This window comes from Nocardia sp. SSK8 (genome assembly GCF_037034205.1).
GTDB lineage: Bacteria > Actinomycetota > Actinomycetes > Mycobacteriales > Mycobacteriaceae > Nocardia.
In genome coordinates, this window is sequence record NZ_JBAGKD010000011.1 from 1 (window position 1) to 13,528 (window position 13,528).

The following is a 13,528-nucleotide window of genomic DNA, read 5'->3' on the forward strand; positions in this document are numbered from 1 at the left end:
TGTCGATGCCTCGGAGTTGTCGGCGAACCTGGTTGTCATCCAGGAGCCGAAGGCCGAACCCGAGCCGGAGCCCGAACCCGAGCCCGTCGCGGAGGTGGCCGAGGCCGCTGAGGCCGCGCCGAAGGCCGCGCCGACCGGTGGTGGTTTGGGTATGAAGGGTGCTGCCAAGGCGCCCGGTGGTGGCCTGGGCATGAAGGGTGCCGCGAAGGCACCCGGTGGTGGACTCGGTATGAAGGGTGCTGCCAAGGCGCCGGGCGCGAAGGCGCCCGCGGCTGAGGCTGCCCCTGCTGCCGAGGCCGCTCCGGCCAAGGGTCTGGGTATGAAGGGTGGCGCGAAGGCACCCGGTGGCGGACTCGGCATGAAGGGCGGCGCCAAGGCGCCCGGTGGCGGCCTGGGTATGAAGGGTGCTGCCAAGGCGCCGGGCGCGAAGGCGCCCGCGGCCGAAGCTGCCCCGGCCGCCGAGACCACTGCTCCCCCGGTCAAGGGTCTGGGCATGAAGGGTGGCGCCAAGGCACCCGGCGGCGGACTCGGCATGAAGGGTGGCGCGAAGGCCCCGGGTGCGAAGGCGCCCGCGGCTCCGGCCGCCCCGGCAGCGGAAGCGGCCCCGGCCGCCGACGCTCCGGCCGCCGAGGCCCCGTCGGAAACCAAGCCCACGGTCGCCGCCAAGGGCCTGGCCATGAAGTCCGGCTTCAAGCGCCCCGGCGTGAAGGCCCCCGGCGCCAAGGCTCCGGCCGAAGCCGCCCCGGCCGCGGACACCGCTCCGGCGGCCGAAGCGACCCCGGCCCCCACCGCCGAAGCTGCCCCGGCAGCCGAGGCTCCGGCGCAGGCTTCGGCCCCCACCGAAACCAAGCCGACCGTCGCCGCCAAGGGCCTCGCCATGAAGTCCGGCTTCAAGCGCCCCGGCCCCAAGGCCCCCGGCGCCGCGGCCCCGGCAGCAACCCCCGCGGCTTCGGAGCCCACCCCGGCCCCCGAACCGGAAGCCCAGGCGGACCCGGCCACCCCGGCCGAAACCCCGACCCTGGACAAGGCCACCACCGAAGCCCAGCCCGAGCCCACCAACGGCAACGGCAACGGCACCCCACCGGTAGCCCCGCCGACCGCCAAGCCCGGCGGCCTCGGCTTCAAGTCCGGCGCCAAGGCCCCCGGCCGCAAGAACTGACAACCGCACACCAGCAGCGCCCCGGATTCCCCGAGAATCCGGGGCGCTGCTGCTTTCCGGCCATGGACGCGGTTGATATCATCAGATCGATAGTTTTGATATCCGGAGGTGGGCAATGTCCCGAACACTGATCGACATCGACGACGACGCCCTAGCCCTCGCAGCAGCAGAATTGGGGACGAAGACCAAGGTGGCGACCGTCAACGCGGCACTGCGCGAAGTCGCGAACCGACGGGCTGTCGCGAACATGCTGCAGCAGTTCCGCGACACCGACACCGACCTGTCACCCGAAGGTATGAAGGGGGCCTGGCGCTGAGGACGATGTTCATGCTGGCCGACATGTCAGCAATCGAGTGGGTCCTGCGCGATCCCGTCGCAGCAGCCGATTTCACGCAGGTCACCGCGGAACCAGGCTCCTTGGTCGCCGCCTGCCACCTGACCGCACTCGAAATCGGATACTCGGCCCGGACGCTCGCCGACTACCGCGCCAAGATCGGACATCAGAAGTCGCTGGTCTGGTTGCCGGTGACCGAGGAGGTGATGGACCGTGCCCTGGCCGTGCAAGAACTACTCGCCGAACGCGGTTCCCATCGCCTCCCGATCCCCGACCTGATCATCGCCGCCACCGCCGAGGTGCACGGTGCGACGATCCTGCATGTCGACAGCGACTACGAGACGATCGCCGAAGTCACCGGGCAGGCACATCGTCGTCTCCCGACGAGCGCGCGCACGGACAACTCAGCAGTCCGCGAACCAGGCCTTGACGTAACCCGCTGACTGGTAGGCGTAGTCCCAGGCCCAGCGGGGTGGGGAGAGGTGGGGTTTCGGGTCGACGAAGAGGAGTTCGCCGGGCCAGCATTCGCCGAGGATGTAGCGGGAGCGGGAGATGTGGGGGGTGAAGGTGACGACGATGACGCGGGTCCAGTCGGTGCCGAGGCGGGCCAGTTCGCGGCCTTCGCCGAGGGTGGTGCGGGGGCTGGGGTCGAAGCAGATCACCTCGAAGCTGTAGCCGCCGTGGCAGATCCGGTTGATCATCGCGCTGTGTTCGTAGGGGTTGGAGACCAGCACGCGCGGCGCGTATCCGTCGGCGGCCAGGCGCAGGCCGAGTTCCTCGCGCCCGTCATGGGCGCCGCCGAGGATCAGGATCGCGTCGGCGACGGCGGGCGGATCGGTGCGCGGGCGCACGTAGACCGGCCACAGGGCGACCACCGCGAGCACCGCGACGAGCAGCAACCCGGCCACCACGACTAGGACCCTGCGCACATCCCGATGCTAGTGAGGGCGGCAGGCGCAACCCCGGCAGACACGTCCGCGCGGGCCCCGAAACGAACCACGCACATCCATCACCGCAGGTAGCGGCCCCGCAGCCAACCCCCGTCGCCCCCTGTACACCAGATGTTGCGCCCCCTCTCGCCTGGCTGACGCGGCGTAGCCATGCACAACCCCTACCAAAAGAGGTATGCGATGCACAGTCTTCGGAACGGGCTACCTGGGGGCCACGCACGCGGCGTGCATGGCCGACCTGGGGCATGACGTGGTCGGGGTCGACGTCGATCCCGGCAAGGTGGCCAAACTGGCCGATGGAGTGGTGCCGTTCTACGAGCCGGGCCTCGAACAGGTCCTGCGCCGCAATCTCGACGCGGGCCGACTGCGCTTCACCACCGACTACACCGAGGCCGCCGACCACGCCGACGTGCACTTCCTCGGCGTCGGCACCCCGCAGAAGAAGGGCGAATACGGCGCCGACCTGAAATACGTGCACGCCGTGGTGGATACGCTCGCGCCGCTGCTGCAGCGCCCGGCGGTCATCGTCGGCAAGTCGACGGTCCCGGTGGGAACCGCTGCGGCCCTGGGCATTCGGGCCCGCGAGCAGGCAAACGTCGACGTCGAGGTCGCCTGGAACCCGGAGTTCCTGCGCGAGGGCTTCGCCGTGCAGGACACCCTGCGCCCGGACCGCCTGGTCCTCGGCCTGGACCGCACCCGCGAGCGCGCCGACTGGGTCGAACAGCAGATCCGCGAGATCTACGCCGAGCTGATCAGCGCCGAGATCCCCTTCCTGCGCACCGATCTGGCCACCGCCGAACTGGTGAAGGTCTCCGCGAACGCCTTTCTGGCGACCAAGATCTCGTTCATCAACGCCGTCTCGGAGGTCTGCGAGGCGACCGGCGCCGACGTGACCATGCTCGCCGACGCGCTCGGCTACGACGCCCGCATCGGCCGCCGATTCCTCAATGCCGGACTGGGTTTCGGCGGCGGCTGCCTACCCAAGGACATCCGCGCCTTCATGGCCCGCTCCGGCGAACTCGGCGCCGACCACGCCGTGGCCTTCCTGCGCGAGGTCGACAACATCAATATGCGCCGCCGCACCAAGGTGGTCGACATGGCCGCGCGCGCCTGCGGCGGCTCCCTGCTCGGCGCGAACGTCGCGGTACTCGGCGCGGCGTTCAAGCCGGAATCCGACGACGTCCGCGACTCCCCCGCGCTGAATGTGGCGGGCATGATCCAGCTGCACGGCGCCGTTGTCACCGTCTACGACCCCAAGGCGGTGGAGAATTCGCGCCGCGTCTTCCCCACCCTGAACTACGCCACCTCCGTCGCCGAGGCCTGCGATCGGGCCGACGTGGTCCTCGTCCTGACCGAATGGAACGAGTTCACCGCGTTGACACCGGCCGATCTGGACCCGGTGGTACGTTCCCGTTCGATCATCGACGGCCGCAACTGCTTGGACCGCGCTACCTGGCGTGACGCCGGGTGGGTGTACGCCGGACTCGGTACCCCGTAGAGTGGCGGTCCAAGCGGGGGCTGCCAGACGTTCGGTCTGAATGTGCAGGCTCCGCATGTCGTGCAGTAGGGATCGAGATGGGCAGCTGATGAGTGCGGTACTGGGAGTATCGGTGGGGGCCGGCACGGTGCGCCTCGCGTGCCCTCAGCACGGCGGCCCACACGCGCCCACATTCCAGGTCCAGACCCTGACGATGCCCGAGCGGCAGGCCGAGGAAGCCGCCGCCGACGCCATCGCCGCGGCCCTGGCCGCCGCCCCCGACATCGGCGCCACCACCATCACCTTCCGCAGCGACGCGCAGGCCAGGGCGATCCGGGCCGCCATGGCGCGCCGTCAGCTCACCAACTACCAGCTGGTGCCCGAGGCCGTTGCCGCCGTGCAGTTCGCGCACGCGACCGCCGACATGCGCGAGGTCGGCACCCTCGCCGTCTACGACCTGGGCAGTTCCGGGCTCACCGTGAGCGTGGTGAACGCCCGCACCAGCGATGTGTACCAGTGCGAGCGGATCAGCGATATCAGCGGCGACTACCTGGACTCGCTGATCCGCGAACAGCAGATCGCCTCGGGCCGCATCGCGCACCCGGCCGACCCGGCGGGCCTGGCCGCGCTGGACGCGCTGTGCCGGGCCGCCAAGGAACAGCTGTCCAACAGCAACGCGGTGGCGCTGCCCAGCGAGCAGGGCCTGGTGCTGCTCACCCAGGAGAATTTCGAAGCGCTGATGATGCTGGCGATCGAGTCGTCGGCGCGGATGACCCGCGATGCCATCATCCGCTCCCAGCATCCGGTGCAGGCGGTGCTGGTGATCGGCGGCGGTGCCCGCATCCCGCTGATCGCGCGGGTGCTCGAGCGCACGATCGGCGTGCCGGTGCTGGTGCCCGCCGAGCCGGAGACCGCGCTGGCCCGCGGCGCCGCGCTGCTGGCCCGGCCCGCGCAGGTCAAGCAGGCGCCGGTCGCGCCCGCGATCCTCCCGATCGACGACGACGCCGACGCCACCCCCGCCTGGCTGACCGCCCCCGCCCGCCGCCGACCGCTCAGCGCCCTGGCCAACCGCGGCGGCCAGAACCGCCGCGAGCTCAATGCCGCCGTGCTGACGGTGAGTTCGCTGGTGGTGGTCGCCGCGATCGGCCTGGGCCTGGGCTACGGACCCGAGGTGCTCGAACGCGGGAACTCCAGCGAGGAACCGCAGGCCGTGCCCGCCACCACCGCCCCGCGCCCGACCCAGGCCGGGCCGAGTTCCTCGATCGCGCCGACCACCGAGGCCGTGCACGCGACGGTGGCCGCGCCGCCCGCGCGTCAGCTCGACGACGAACCCACCGCCCCGGCCACACCGTCGGCGGGGCCGAACACCTTCACCGTGGTGCCCGGCCTCCCGCCGGTCGTCATCCCGACCCTGCCGCCGGTGGTCCTGCCCGGCTTCCCCCCGCCGGGCCAGTAGTTCAGCCGCGCGCGTGCCGGGCGCGCTGCGGCGCGACCTCGGCCTGCTTGCCACCGAACGGACGCGCCAGCAGCACCGCGATACCGGTGGTCAGCGGCACCGAAAGGGCAAGGGCGATACCGCCGACCGCCGAGCGCGCGATCTCGATGGCGACCGCGTCACCGGTGAGCACGTCGGTGATCGAGCGGCCCGCGACACTGAACAGCAGCAGCAGCGGCAGCGCGCCACCGGCGTAGGCGAGCACCAGGGTGTAGACGGTGCTGGCGATGTGGTCGCGTCCGACCCGCATGGCCGCGGTGAACACCTCGCGGCGCGAGGCGCCCTCGTCGAGTGCGGCGAGTTCGAAGGCCGCCGAGGCCTGGGTGATGGTCACGTCGTTGAGCACACCGAGCGAGCCGATGATGAACCCGGCCAGCAGCAGTCCGGTGATGCTGACGTGCTGGATATAGGTGGCCACATTGGTGTTCTGTTCCTCGGACAACCCGGTGAGGTTGGTGACCTCGAGCGTCAGCCAGGACAGGAAGGCCGCCACCAGCATGGACGCGAGCGTGCCGAGCAGCGCGGAACTGGTCCGCAGATTCACCCCGTGCGCGAGATACAGCACCACGTAGAGGATCAGCGCACCCGCGACCAGCGCGACCGGAATGGCCGGTTTGCCGTCGAGCAGGGCGGGCAGCAGGAACATCACCACCACACCGAAGGCGAAGCAGAGCCCGACCAGCGCCCGGAAGCCGCGCCAGCGCGCGACCACGCAGATCACCACCACGAAGGCCAGCACGATCAGCGTCAGCGGCAGGCCGCGCGAGTAGTCCTCGAAGGCGTACATGGTGGTGCCGCTGGGGTCCTCGGCCCGCACGATCCGGATCTCGTCACCGGCGCGCAGATCCGGCTGCCCCGGGCCCGGCGCGATCTCGAACAGCGTCTTGTTGCCCTTGTCCGGCCCCGACCGGATCTCGATGACGCTGCGCTGGCATTCGTAGGCCGCGGCCCGCGGCGGCACCGGCGTATCGGTGAACACCTTGCCCTGCGACGGGCTCCCGCAGGCCCCGATGTCCTGGAGCACCACGGTCCCGGCCTCGGTCTGCACCGCGTCGCCGGAGACGGTCTGCATCGGCAGCGGAATCTCCACATGCTGCGCGCTCGGCCACAGGATCACCGTGGCGACCAGCACCACGACACCGATGAAGGCCAGTAACCCGACGACGACCTTCGCTGCCGTGGCACCGATGGCAATCGGCCCGGAATCGTGATGGTGGTGATGATGATCGCTCACCACCCAAACCTTAAGGGATGTCGTTTTCAACAACCCGGTGACGACACCTGTGTGAGTGATGTTGTCGGTGGGACGGGATACTGTTTCGCGAGAGTTGTTCTGGTGAAACCAGACTTGGATCGAACGGGTGGGAAATCATCGTGAAGAAGAGTGTGTTCGTCGTGGCCGCGGTAGCGACGGCAGTGGTCCTCAGCGGGTGTGACGATTCGACGAAGTCGGGCTCGGCGGCGACCCCGTCGTCGACGCTGGCCGCGCCGGTCGTGCCGTCGCTGCCGGAGATCCCCGCGCTGGATCGCCGCGCGGACAACGGCGAGGTCGTCCAGCAAGACGGCTTGACGGGTGCGGGCACCCTGGAGATCGACAACGGCAACGACGTCGACTGCGCCATCGTGGTCACCAACGGCGACCCGAAGTCGCCCCAGGCCACGATCTACGTGCGGGCCAACTCCAAGGCCACGCTCTCCGGCATCGATGGCACGTACTACGTGTACATGAAGTCGGGCAAGGACTGGGACCAGGCCACCCTCACCTTCACCCGCGACCAGCAGTTCTCGAAGTTCGACGACTCCTTCGACGGCGGCTCGGACTGGGAGATCACGCTGCAGAAGTCGATCGGCGGCAACGCGAGCACCAGCGACGTCCCCGCCTTCTGATCCCGGAAAACACAGAACTCCCCGCGCCTGAGGCGCGGGGAGTTCTCGTTGGTGGGGGCGGCGGAGAGCAGGGGGATGTCTCCGCCGCCCGCAGGCAGGCGCCCAGGGGGGTAGGCGCTCGTACCTGAGGCTCTCGGTTGTCCAGGGGGGGTAGACAACCGGGCCGGGCGCCGTAGCGCCGAGGACTACTGTACACAAAAGTTGGACTTTTGCACTAGTAAGTCTTCAAAACCTTGGAAATTCCGAACCCGGAGTCTGTTTTGGCTGACCTATCAAGACGTCGACCTTGTCAGCACCCCGGGAAACTCACAGGTCAAAGCCCTGACAGGTGAGCTCTCACTGTCGGTAGCTGGACAGGAAGTTGCCGAATCGCTCGATCGCGACCGACAGATCCCTGGCCCACGGCAGGGTCACGATCCGCAGATGGTCGGTGTCGGGCCAGTTGAACCCGGTGCCCTGGACCATCAGGATCTTCTCCTGCAGCAGCAGATCCAGCACGAGCTTGGCGTCGTCGTGGATCTCGTGGACGTTCGGATCCAGCCGCGGGAAGGCATAGAGCGCGCCGCGCGGCTTCACGCACGACACACCCGGAATCATGTTCAGCCGCTCGTAGGCCACATCACGCTGTTCGAGCAGCCTGCCGCCGGGCAGGATCAGATCGTCGATGCTCTGATACCCACCCAGCGCCACCTGAATCGCGTGCTGAGCGGGAACATTCGGACACAGCCGGGTGGAGGCCAGCAGATCGATGCCCTCGAGGAAACCGGCCGCGTGGTCCTTGGGACCGGTGATGGCCAGCCAGCCCGAGCGATACCCCGCCACCCGATATGCCTTGGACAGGCCGTTGAAGGTCAGGCAGAGCAGATCGGGCGCGAGCGAGGCCAGCGAGATGTGCTTGGCGTCGTCGTAGAGGATCTTGTCGTAGATCTCGTCGGCCAGCAGCAACAGCCGGTGCTTGCGCGCCAGGTCGACGAGCTGCTGGAGCACCTCCGCCGAGTACACCGCCCCCGTCGGGTTGTTCGGGTTGATCACCAGCAGGGCCTTGGTCTTGTCGGTGATCTTGGCCTCGATATCGGCCACATCGGGCTGCCAGCCGTTGGACTCGTCGCACAGGTAGTGCACCGGGGTGCCGCCCGCGAGGCTGGTCATCGCCGTCCACAGCGGGTAGTCCGGCGCGGGGATGAGCACCTCGTCGCCGTTGTCGAGCAACGCCTGCATGGTGATGGTGATCAGCTCGGAGACGCCGTTGCCCAGGTAGATGTCGTCCACGTCGAGCTCGGGGAAGCCGGGCACCAGCTCGTAGCGGGTGACGATCGCGCGCCGCGCCGAGAGGATGCCCTTGGACTCCGAGTAGCCCTGGGCCACCGGCAGCGCCGCGATCATGTCGCGCATGATCACGTCGGGCGCCTCGAAACCGAAGGGCGCCGGGTTGCCGATATTGAGCTTGAGGATGCGATGCCCCTCGGCCTCGAGCCGTGCCGCGTGCGCGTGTACCGGTCCACGGATCTCGTAGAGCACGTTCTGGAGCTTGGTCGACTGCTCGAGAACGCGCGGCGGCACATGCGGCGAGTGGCTAGGGGTCACCCGTCCATGGTAAGAGCACTGTTCGCCGGGTTCACGGCCGCCTGGGCGGCGCCGCGGTGGCGATGCAGAACTCCTCGATGCGTTCGTCCAGGCCACGCGCCTCGACGGCGTCGCGGTAGGTGGGTGCGGCGATGCGGCGGCGCAGGCCGGTGAGCCGCTCGCCGAGCTGGGCGATGCGCCGGTCCTCGGGCAGGTCCAGTACCGGGCGCAGCGCGGCGGCCGCGCCGTCGATACTGCCGTTGACCAGATGGGCGGCGGCGTTGTCGACGCGGGCCAGTGATTCGGCACCGTAGGAGCGCTGTAACGGCGGGCCGCTGGTGTAGAGGCTGATGGCCAGGTCGGTGGCGGCCAGCGCCTGCTCGGCGCGGCCGAGCTGGATGCAGGTGGCACCGGCGTAGTAGGCGGCCTTGGCCGGACCGAAGCCGAACACCCCGCCGATCTCGTCGTGCAGTTCGTCGCGCCGATCGCTGACGGCCGACTCGGCCGCGCGCAGACAGCGGTCGGAATCGGTGTCGCTGCCCAGCCGCGCCCACACTCTGGCCTCGATATTGAACAGCCGCACCTTCGCCAGGCCGGGCGCGGCGAATTCCTGCCCGCTCCTGGCCAATTGGACCGCGTTGCGCGGCCGGTCCGACCAGTTCTCGATCAGCGCGTGCATGCCACGGGTCCACGCGCGCAACCCGTTGTGGCCGCTCAGTTCCGCGTAAGCCCATGCGGCCCTGATCTGTTCGCCCGCCGCGTCGAGATAGCCGAGGTCGGTGCTCGCGTTCGCCAACAGTCCCGACAGGGTGCCCGCCAGTAAATACAGATGACTGGTGTCGACCGGCTTCTGCTGCCCGTCGAGTAGTCGGTACACCCGGCGCCGCACCCGCAACATCTCCATCATCATGGGTGCCGGTGCGGCATGGACGTATTCGTTGGCGATGCGGCGCACGTCGGCATCGAGCTGGGCCAACGTGGTCGCACCGACATTGGTGCTCTCCGCGGCAGCCGCGTGCTCGCTGGCCTCGTGCGCAGCCGCCATGATCAACTCCTTCTCCGACATCACCTCGGGCACAGCACCTTTGACCGCACCGGCGTCGACGAAGGCGAGCAGGTCGGCGTCGGCGCCCGCGGGCGCCAGCAGGGTCGAGAAACGTGCGCGCACAACGTCGTCGGAGCGAGCCAGCGACGTGTCGAGCGCGGCCTGGTTCACCGGTCGCGGACGCACCCGCGCCCCACCGGCTTCCCATTTGGACACCAGGCGTTCGTGCACGCCGAGATGAGCCGCGAACTCCCGGATGCTCATTCGCTTCGCATCGCGGAGAGCTCGAGCCTCTCTGCCTGTCCACTCCCCTACCACGGCGTCACATCCTTTTACTGACAACTTTCTCCAGAGTACGAGCGAGACAGTGAGACACGCCACAAGTTCCGGTAATCGGTTGCCTGAGGCAGTGAAAGGGCGGTGCGGGGCAGTGGTCGCGCGCGGGCCCGCGCGCGCATGCTGGAAGCGTGGAAGCCAGGACTGTCGATGACTGGGTGAGCTGCTACCAGCGCGAATTCGGGCTACCCGTGCGCGAGCGTGGCGGCTTCGTGATGTTGCCGATCACCGATCGGCTCTGCGTGGTGCATCTGCCCACCGCACGAGCCGAGAAGGTGTTCGCGGTGCTGCGTGAGCAGCGCAGAGAGGGCGCGGTGCTCGCGCGCCAGATCCGCTGGAGTGTGCTCGCGCACCCCGATGCCCGGCCCACCCCCGAGGTGGCCGCCGAGCTGTCCGGCGTCGATATCGATATCCCCGGGATCGGCAGCGCGGTCATGCTGCCGACCAGCCTGGGCCGGTGGAGCCGCGAGGGCTGTCACTGGGTGCGGCCGCCCTGTCGCGACGATGTGGCACCGCCGCTGTCGCTGGTGTTGCGGATCGCCCTGGAGGTGGGCCCTCAGCGGGTCTCGACGGCGCTGAGCGAGGCGTCGGGCAGCGGGAAGTTGAGGTACGAGCGCGACGGCGTCGGCCCGCGCTGACCCTGATATTTCGACCCGGCCGCGGCGCTGCCGTAGGGGTGCTCGGCCGGGCTGCTCAGCCGGATCAGGCACAGCTGCCCGATCTTCATCCCCGGCCACAGCGTGATCGGCAGGTTCGCCACGTTCGACAGCTCGAGGGTGATGTGCCCGCTGAAGCCCGGATCGATGAACCCCGCCGTGGAGTGCGTGAGCAGCCCGAGCCTGCCCAGGCTGGACTTGCCCTCCAGCCGCCCGGCCAGATCGTCGGGCAGGGTGCACACCTCGAGGGTGGACCCGAGCACGAACTCGCCCGGGTGCAGCACGAACGGCTCGCCCGGTTTCGGCTCGACGAGGCTGGTCAGCTCGTCCTGCTGCATGGCCGGATCGATATGGGTGTAGCGGCTGTTGTCGAACACCCGGAACAGCCCGTCGAGCCGCACGTCGATGCTCGACGGCTGAACCATCGACTCGAGCATCGGTTCCACACCGAGACGCCCCGCGGCGATCTCGGCCCTGATGTCACGATCGGAGAGCAGCACCGGCCCAGTGTAGGCAGGCCGATCCCGCAGGTAGACCGCCCCCACCCGGAGGGACGGTCAGCGACCTGTCGTGCGGGCTACTGGCCGTCGGTGGTCGGCGCGGGCGTACCCGGGTCGTCACCGCCGCCGTGGTTGGGGTTCGTACAGATCGTGCCCTCGCACGGCACCTGCGAGCCGTCGCCGTTCGGATTCGGCATCATGCTGGTCGGCGTCGGGTCCCCACCGCCGTGGTTGGGGTTCGTACAGATGGTTCCCTCACACGGCACCCACGTCCCGTCACCGTTCGGATTCGGCATCATGCTGGTCGGCGTCGGATCGCCACCGCCGTGGTTCGGGTTCGTACAGATCGTGCCCTCGCACGGCACCCAGGTCCCGTCACCGTTCGGATTCGGCATCATGCTCGGTCCCGGTGTGGGCTGCGTGTGCTGATGTCCCGGTTCGCCGTGGCCCTCGTCGTGGTGTTCGGTGGTCGTGGTTGTCGTCGTGCTGGTGGTGGTGGTGTCGGTATCGGACCCGGAGTCGTCCGAGCATCCCGCCCCGAAGACGGCCAGCGCCGCGATCACCGAAACGAACAGAACCCGCTTCATACAGTCAGCCTTTCGTCTGCCCGGCCGACGACCCAGCAGACACCGAGCCGACCACTCGAACCGGAGAACCTGTCGCGCCGCCCGCGCGGGCAGCCGTGCCGAGCACCCGCCTACCAACCGGGGCGAGACCCGCCTTCGAACTGTAGAACGCCCCCGTTCCAATTCCGCCCACACGCGCGGGCGCGTCTCGAGATGCCCACCAGGTGACGCGCCCCGCCGTTCAGCTCAGCATCGAGGATGGCGACCGACCGGCCAGCTCCCGCGCGGTCCTGGCCAGATGCGCCTGGTCGGCGAACCCGGCCCCCGCCGCCGCCTCGGCGACCGTGCCGGTGGGCAGCACCGCGGCGGCCCGCCGCAACCGCTCCCACCGCCGCAGCCGCGCGAGCGGCACCCCCACCTGCGCCTGCGTCAGCCCGCGCAGCCGTGGCGCCGACAACCCCACCGAGCGCGCGAGTCCCGCCAGCGAGGATGCCTCCCCGAGCCGCTCGACAGCCAGCAACACCCGCTCGTCGACCCCGTCGGCACCCCCGCACAGCGCGACGACCTCGGCCCGCGCCGCGTCCAGATCCGGTTCCCCCGCCACCTCGGCCCCCACCGCGAGCGCGTCGAGCAGCCGCCGCCGGTCCCGCCCGGACAGCACCACCGGCTCGGATCGCGGCCCCAGCAGATGCGCGTCGATCGAGAGCCGCGCGAACCCGCCCGGCACCCGGCACACGTGCGGCCACTCCGGCGGAATGAGCACGCCGGGCAGCTCGGCCCGCCCCGCGGGTCCGGCGAGCTCGAGCGGCTGGGCGCCGAGCGGCAGCACGAGCTTCCACGCCGGATGCCGATGCACCGCGACCACCCCGGTCGCCGTCCCCGCGAACAGCACCGTCGACGCATCGCACGCGAAAACCGTTCGATGATCGTTTCGTTCAAGCCGCCACAGCCGCTGCCGAGCCATGCTCACTCCACCACGCTATCCCCACCGAAGGATCCCCATGTTTCCCGCGTACCTCACCCTCACGGTCCTGCTCGCCCTCGTCACCGGCGCGGGCAGCGTGCTGGGCTACACCCACCACCCCATCCCCGTCACCGCCGCCGCCCAGGTCGGCGTCCCCCGCTCCTGGATGGTCTACCTCGCCACCGCCCTCGGCGCGGGCGCCCTCGGCCTGCTCACCGGCCTCGCTTTCCCACCCCTCGGCATCGCCGCCGCCACCGGCCTCGTCCTCTATTTCCTCGGCGCCGTCCTCGCCCACCTGCGCGTCAACGACTACGCCCTCACCCAGCCCACCGCGCTACTGCTGCTGTCCGCGGCCACCCTCACCACGACAATCCTCTACAACTACCCCTGACCGACCCGAAAGAATTGACCACCACACGAACCGGTCTGATAGAGTCGCGATCGCGCTCGATGAACGCACGCCGATGTAGTTCAATGGTAGAACTTCTGCTTCCCAAGCAGACAGCGCGGGTTCGATTCCCGTCATCGGCTCACACCGAAAGCCCCCAGGTAGATTCTGGGGGCTTTCGACGTTTCGGGCACTCCGATTAGTGTCG

At 69.4% G+C, this 13,528-nt stretch carries 14 protein-coding genes, 1 tRNA gene and 1 pseudogene; 9 read left to right on the top strand and 7 right to left on the bottom strand.

Annotated elements, in window-relative coordinates; all coding sequences use genetic code 11:
- From WA675_RS19870 to WA675_RS19880, 3 genes and pseudogenes are all read left to right on the top strand, one after another.
- Positions 1 to 1,159, top strand: a pseudogene (locus tag WA675_RS19870) (Fe-S oxidoreductase); the annotation flags it as partial.
- Positions 1,160 to 1,274: 115 nt separating this feature from the next.
- The gene (locus WA675_RS19875; protein ID WP_336086161.1) at positions 1,275 to 1,475 is read left to right on the top strand and encodes a type II toxin-antitoxin system VapB family antitoxin; all 201 of its coding nucleotides are present in this window, start codon (positions 1,275 to 1,277) and stop codon (positions 1,473 to 1,475) included.
- An 11-nt stretch (positions 1,476 to 1,486) separates the two neighbouring features.
- A complete protein-coding gene (locus WA675_RS19880; protein ID WP_336086162.1) occupies positions 1,487 to 1,936 on the top strand; it encodes a PIN domain nuclease in 450 nt (149 codons plus the stop codon).
- On the opposite strand, the gene WA675_RS19885 is transcribed toward WA675_RS19880, so the two are convergent.
- Positions 1,898 to 2,422 carry a YdcF family protein gene (locus WA675_RS19885; RefSeq protein WP_336086163.1) on the bottom strand — a complete coding sequence of 175 codons (525 nt, stop codon included), beginning with the start codon at positions 2,420 to 2,422 and terminating at the stop codon, positions 1,898 to 1,900. The genes WA675_RS19880 and WA675_RS19885 overlap by 39 nt on opposite strands.
- Positions 2,423 to 2,618: 196 nt before the next feature.
- Here WA675_RS19885 and WA675_RS19890 point away from each other — a divergent pair, with 196 nt between their 5' ends.
- Positions 2,619 to 3,941, top strand: coding sequence for a UDP-glucose dehydrogenase family protein (locus WA675_RS19890; RefSeq protein WP_336086164.1), 1,323 nt, complete (start codon positions 2,619 to 2,621; stop codon positions 3,939 to 3,941).
- A 193-nt stretch (positions 3,942 to 4,134) separates the two neighbouring features.
- Positions 4,135 to 5,376: an Hsp70 family protein gene (locus WA675_RS19895; RefSeq protein WP_336086165.1), complete on the top strand. Its 1,242-nt coding sequence runs from the start codon at positions 4,135 to 4,137 to the stop codon at positions 5,374 to 5,376.
- Between the two features lies 1 nt (position 5,377).
- Here the strand turns inward: WA675_RS19895 and WA675_RS19900 are convergent, their stop codons facing one another.
- Positions 5,378 to 6,649 carry a YibE/F family protein gene (locus WA675_RS19900; protein WP_336086166.1) on the bottom strand — a complete coding sequence of 424 codons (1,272 nt, stop codon included), beginning with the start codon at positions 6,647 to 6,649 and terminating at the stop codon, positions 5,378 to 5,380.
- Between the two features lie 140 nt (positions 6,650 to 6,789).
- On the opposite strand from WA675_RS19900, the gene WA675_RS19905 reads away from it, so the two are divergent.
- Positions 6,790 to 7,302, top strand: coding sequence for a hypothetical protein (locus WA675_RS19905; protein ID WP_336086167.1), 513 nt, complete (start codon positions 6,790 to 6,792; stop codon positions 7,300 to 7,302).
- A gap of 336 nt (positions 7,303 to 7,638) precedes the next feature.
- On the opposite strand, the gene WA675_RS19910 is transcribed toward WA675_RS19905, so the two are convergent.
- Positions 7,639 to 8,886, bottom strand: a complete 1,248-nt coding sequence (locus WA675_RS19910) for a pyridoxal phosphate-dependent aminotransferase (RefSeq protein WP_336086168.1) — start codon at positions 8,884 to 8,886, stop codon at positions 7,639 to 7,641.
- A 31-nt stretch (positions 8,887 to 8,917) separates the two neighbouring features.
- Positions 8,918 to 10,174, bottom strand: a complete 1,257-nt coding sequence (locus WA675_RS19915) for a helix-turn-helix domain-containing protein (RefSeq protein WP_336086169.1) — start codon at positions 10,172 to 10,174, stop codon at positions 8,918 to 8,920.
- Between the two features lie 203 nt (positions 10,175 to 10,377).
- On the opposite strand from WA675_RS19915, the gene WA675_RS19920 reads away from it, so the two are divergent.
- On the top strand, positions 10,378 to 10,884 hold the full coding sequence (locus tag WA675_RS19920; protein ID WP_336086170.1) for a hypothetical protein: 507 nt from the start codon (positions 10,378 to 10,380) through the stop codon (positions 10,882 to 10,884).
- Here the strand turns inward: WA675_RS19920 and dcd are convergent.
- The 3 genes from dcd to WA675_RS19935 all read right to left on the bottom strand — a co-directional run bounded on the left by dcd (position 10,803) and on the right by WA675_RS19935 (position 12,860).
- Entirely contained in the window at positions 10,803 to 11,402 is a 600-nt protein-coding gene (gene dcd, locus WA675_RS19925; RefSeq protein ID WP_336086171.1) for a dCTP deaminase, read from the bottom strand. The genes WA675_RS19920 and dcd overlap by 82 nt on opposite strands.
- Before the next feature lie 77 nt (positions 11,403 to 11,479).
- The gene (locus WA675_RS19930) at positions 11,480 to 11,989 is read right to left on the bottom strand and encodes a hypothetical protein (protein ID WP_336086172.1); all 510 of its coding nucleotides are present in this window, start codon (positions 11,987 to 11,989) and stop codon (positions 11,480 to 11,482) included.
- A 220-nt stretch (positions 11,990 to 12,209) separates the two neighbouring features.
- Positions 12,210 to 12,860: a helix-turn-helix domain-containing protein gene (locus WA675_RS19935; protein ID WP_336086173.1), complete on the bottom strand. Its 651-nt coding sequence runs from the start codon at positions 12,858 to 12,860 to the stop codon at positions 12,210 to 12,212.
- Between the two features lie 109 nt (positions 12,861 to 12,969).
- Between WA675_RS19935 and WA675_RS19940 the strand changes: the two genes are divergently transcribed.
- Together WA675_RS19940 and WA675_RS19945 are read left to right on the top strand one after the other, a co-directional pair.
- Entirely contained in the window at positions 12,970 to 13,323 is a 354-nt protein-coding gene (locus WA675_RS19940; RefSeq protein WP_336086174.1) for a DoxX family protein, read from the top strand.
- Between the two features lie 69 nt (positions 13,324 to 13,392).
- Positions 13,393 to 13,463, top strand: a tRNA-Gly gene (locus WA675_RS19945).
- Positions 13,464 to 13,528 lie beyond the last annotated feature (65 nt).

Coding starts and splice junctions, on each gene's coding strand:
- WA675_RS19895 (WP_336086165.1), top strand. CDS start 4,135: ATGCCCGAGCGGCAGGCCGAGGAAGCCGCCGCCGACGCCATCGCCGCG.
- WA675_RS19890 (WP_336086164.1), top strand. CDS start 2,619: ATGCGATGCACAGTCTTCGGAACGGGCTACCTGGGGGCCACGCACGCG.
- WA675_RS19880 (WP_336086162.1), top strand. CDS start 1,487: ATGCTGGCCGACATGTCAGCAATCGAGTGGGTCCTGCGCGATCCCGTC.
- WA675_RS19875 (WP_336086161.1), top strand. CDS start 1,275: ATGTCCCGAACACTGATCGACATCGACGACGACGCCCTAGCCCTCGCA.
- WA675_RS19915 (WP_336086169.1), bottom strand. CDS start 10,174: ATGAGCATCCGGGAGTTCGCGGCTCATCTCGGCGTGCACGAACGCCTG.
- WA675_RS19930 (WP_336086172.1), bottom strand. CDS start 11,989: ATGAAGCGGGTTCTGTTCGTTTCGGTGATCGCGGCGCTGGCCGTCTTC.
- WA675_RS19940 (WP_336086174.1), top strand. CDS start 12,970: ATGTTTCCCGCGTACCTCACCCTCACGGTCCTGCTCGCCCTCGTCACC.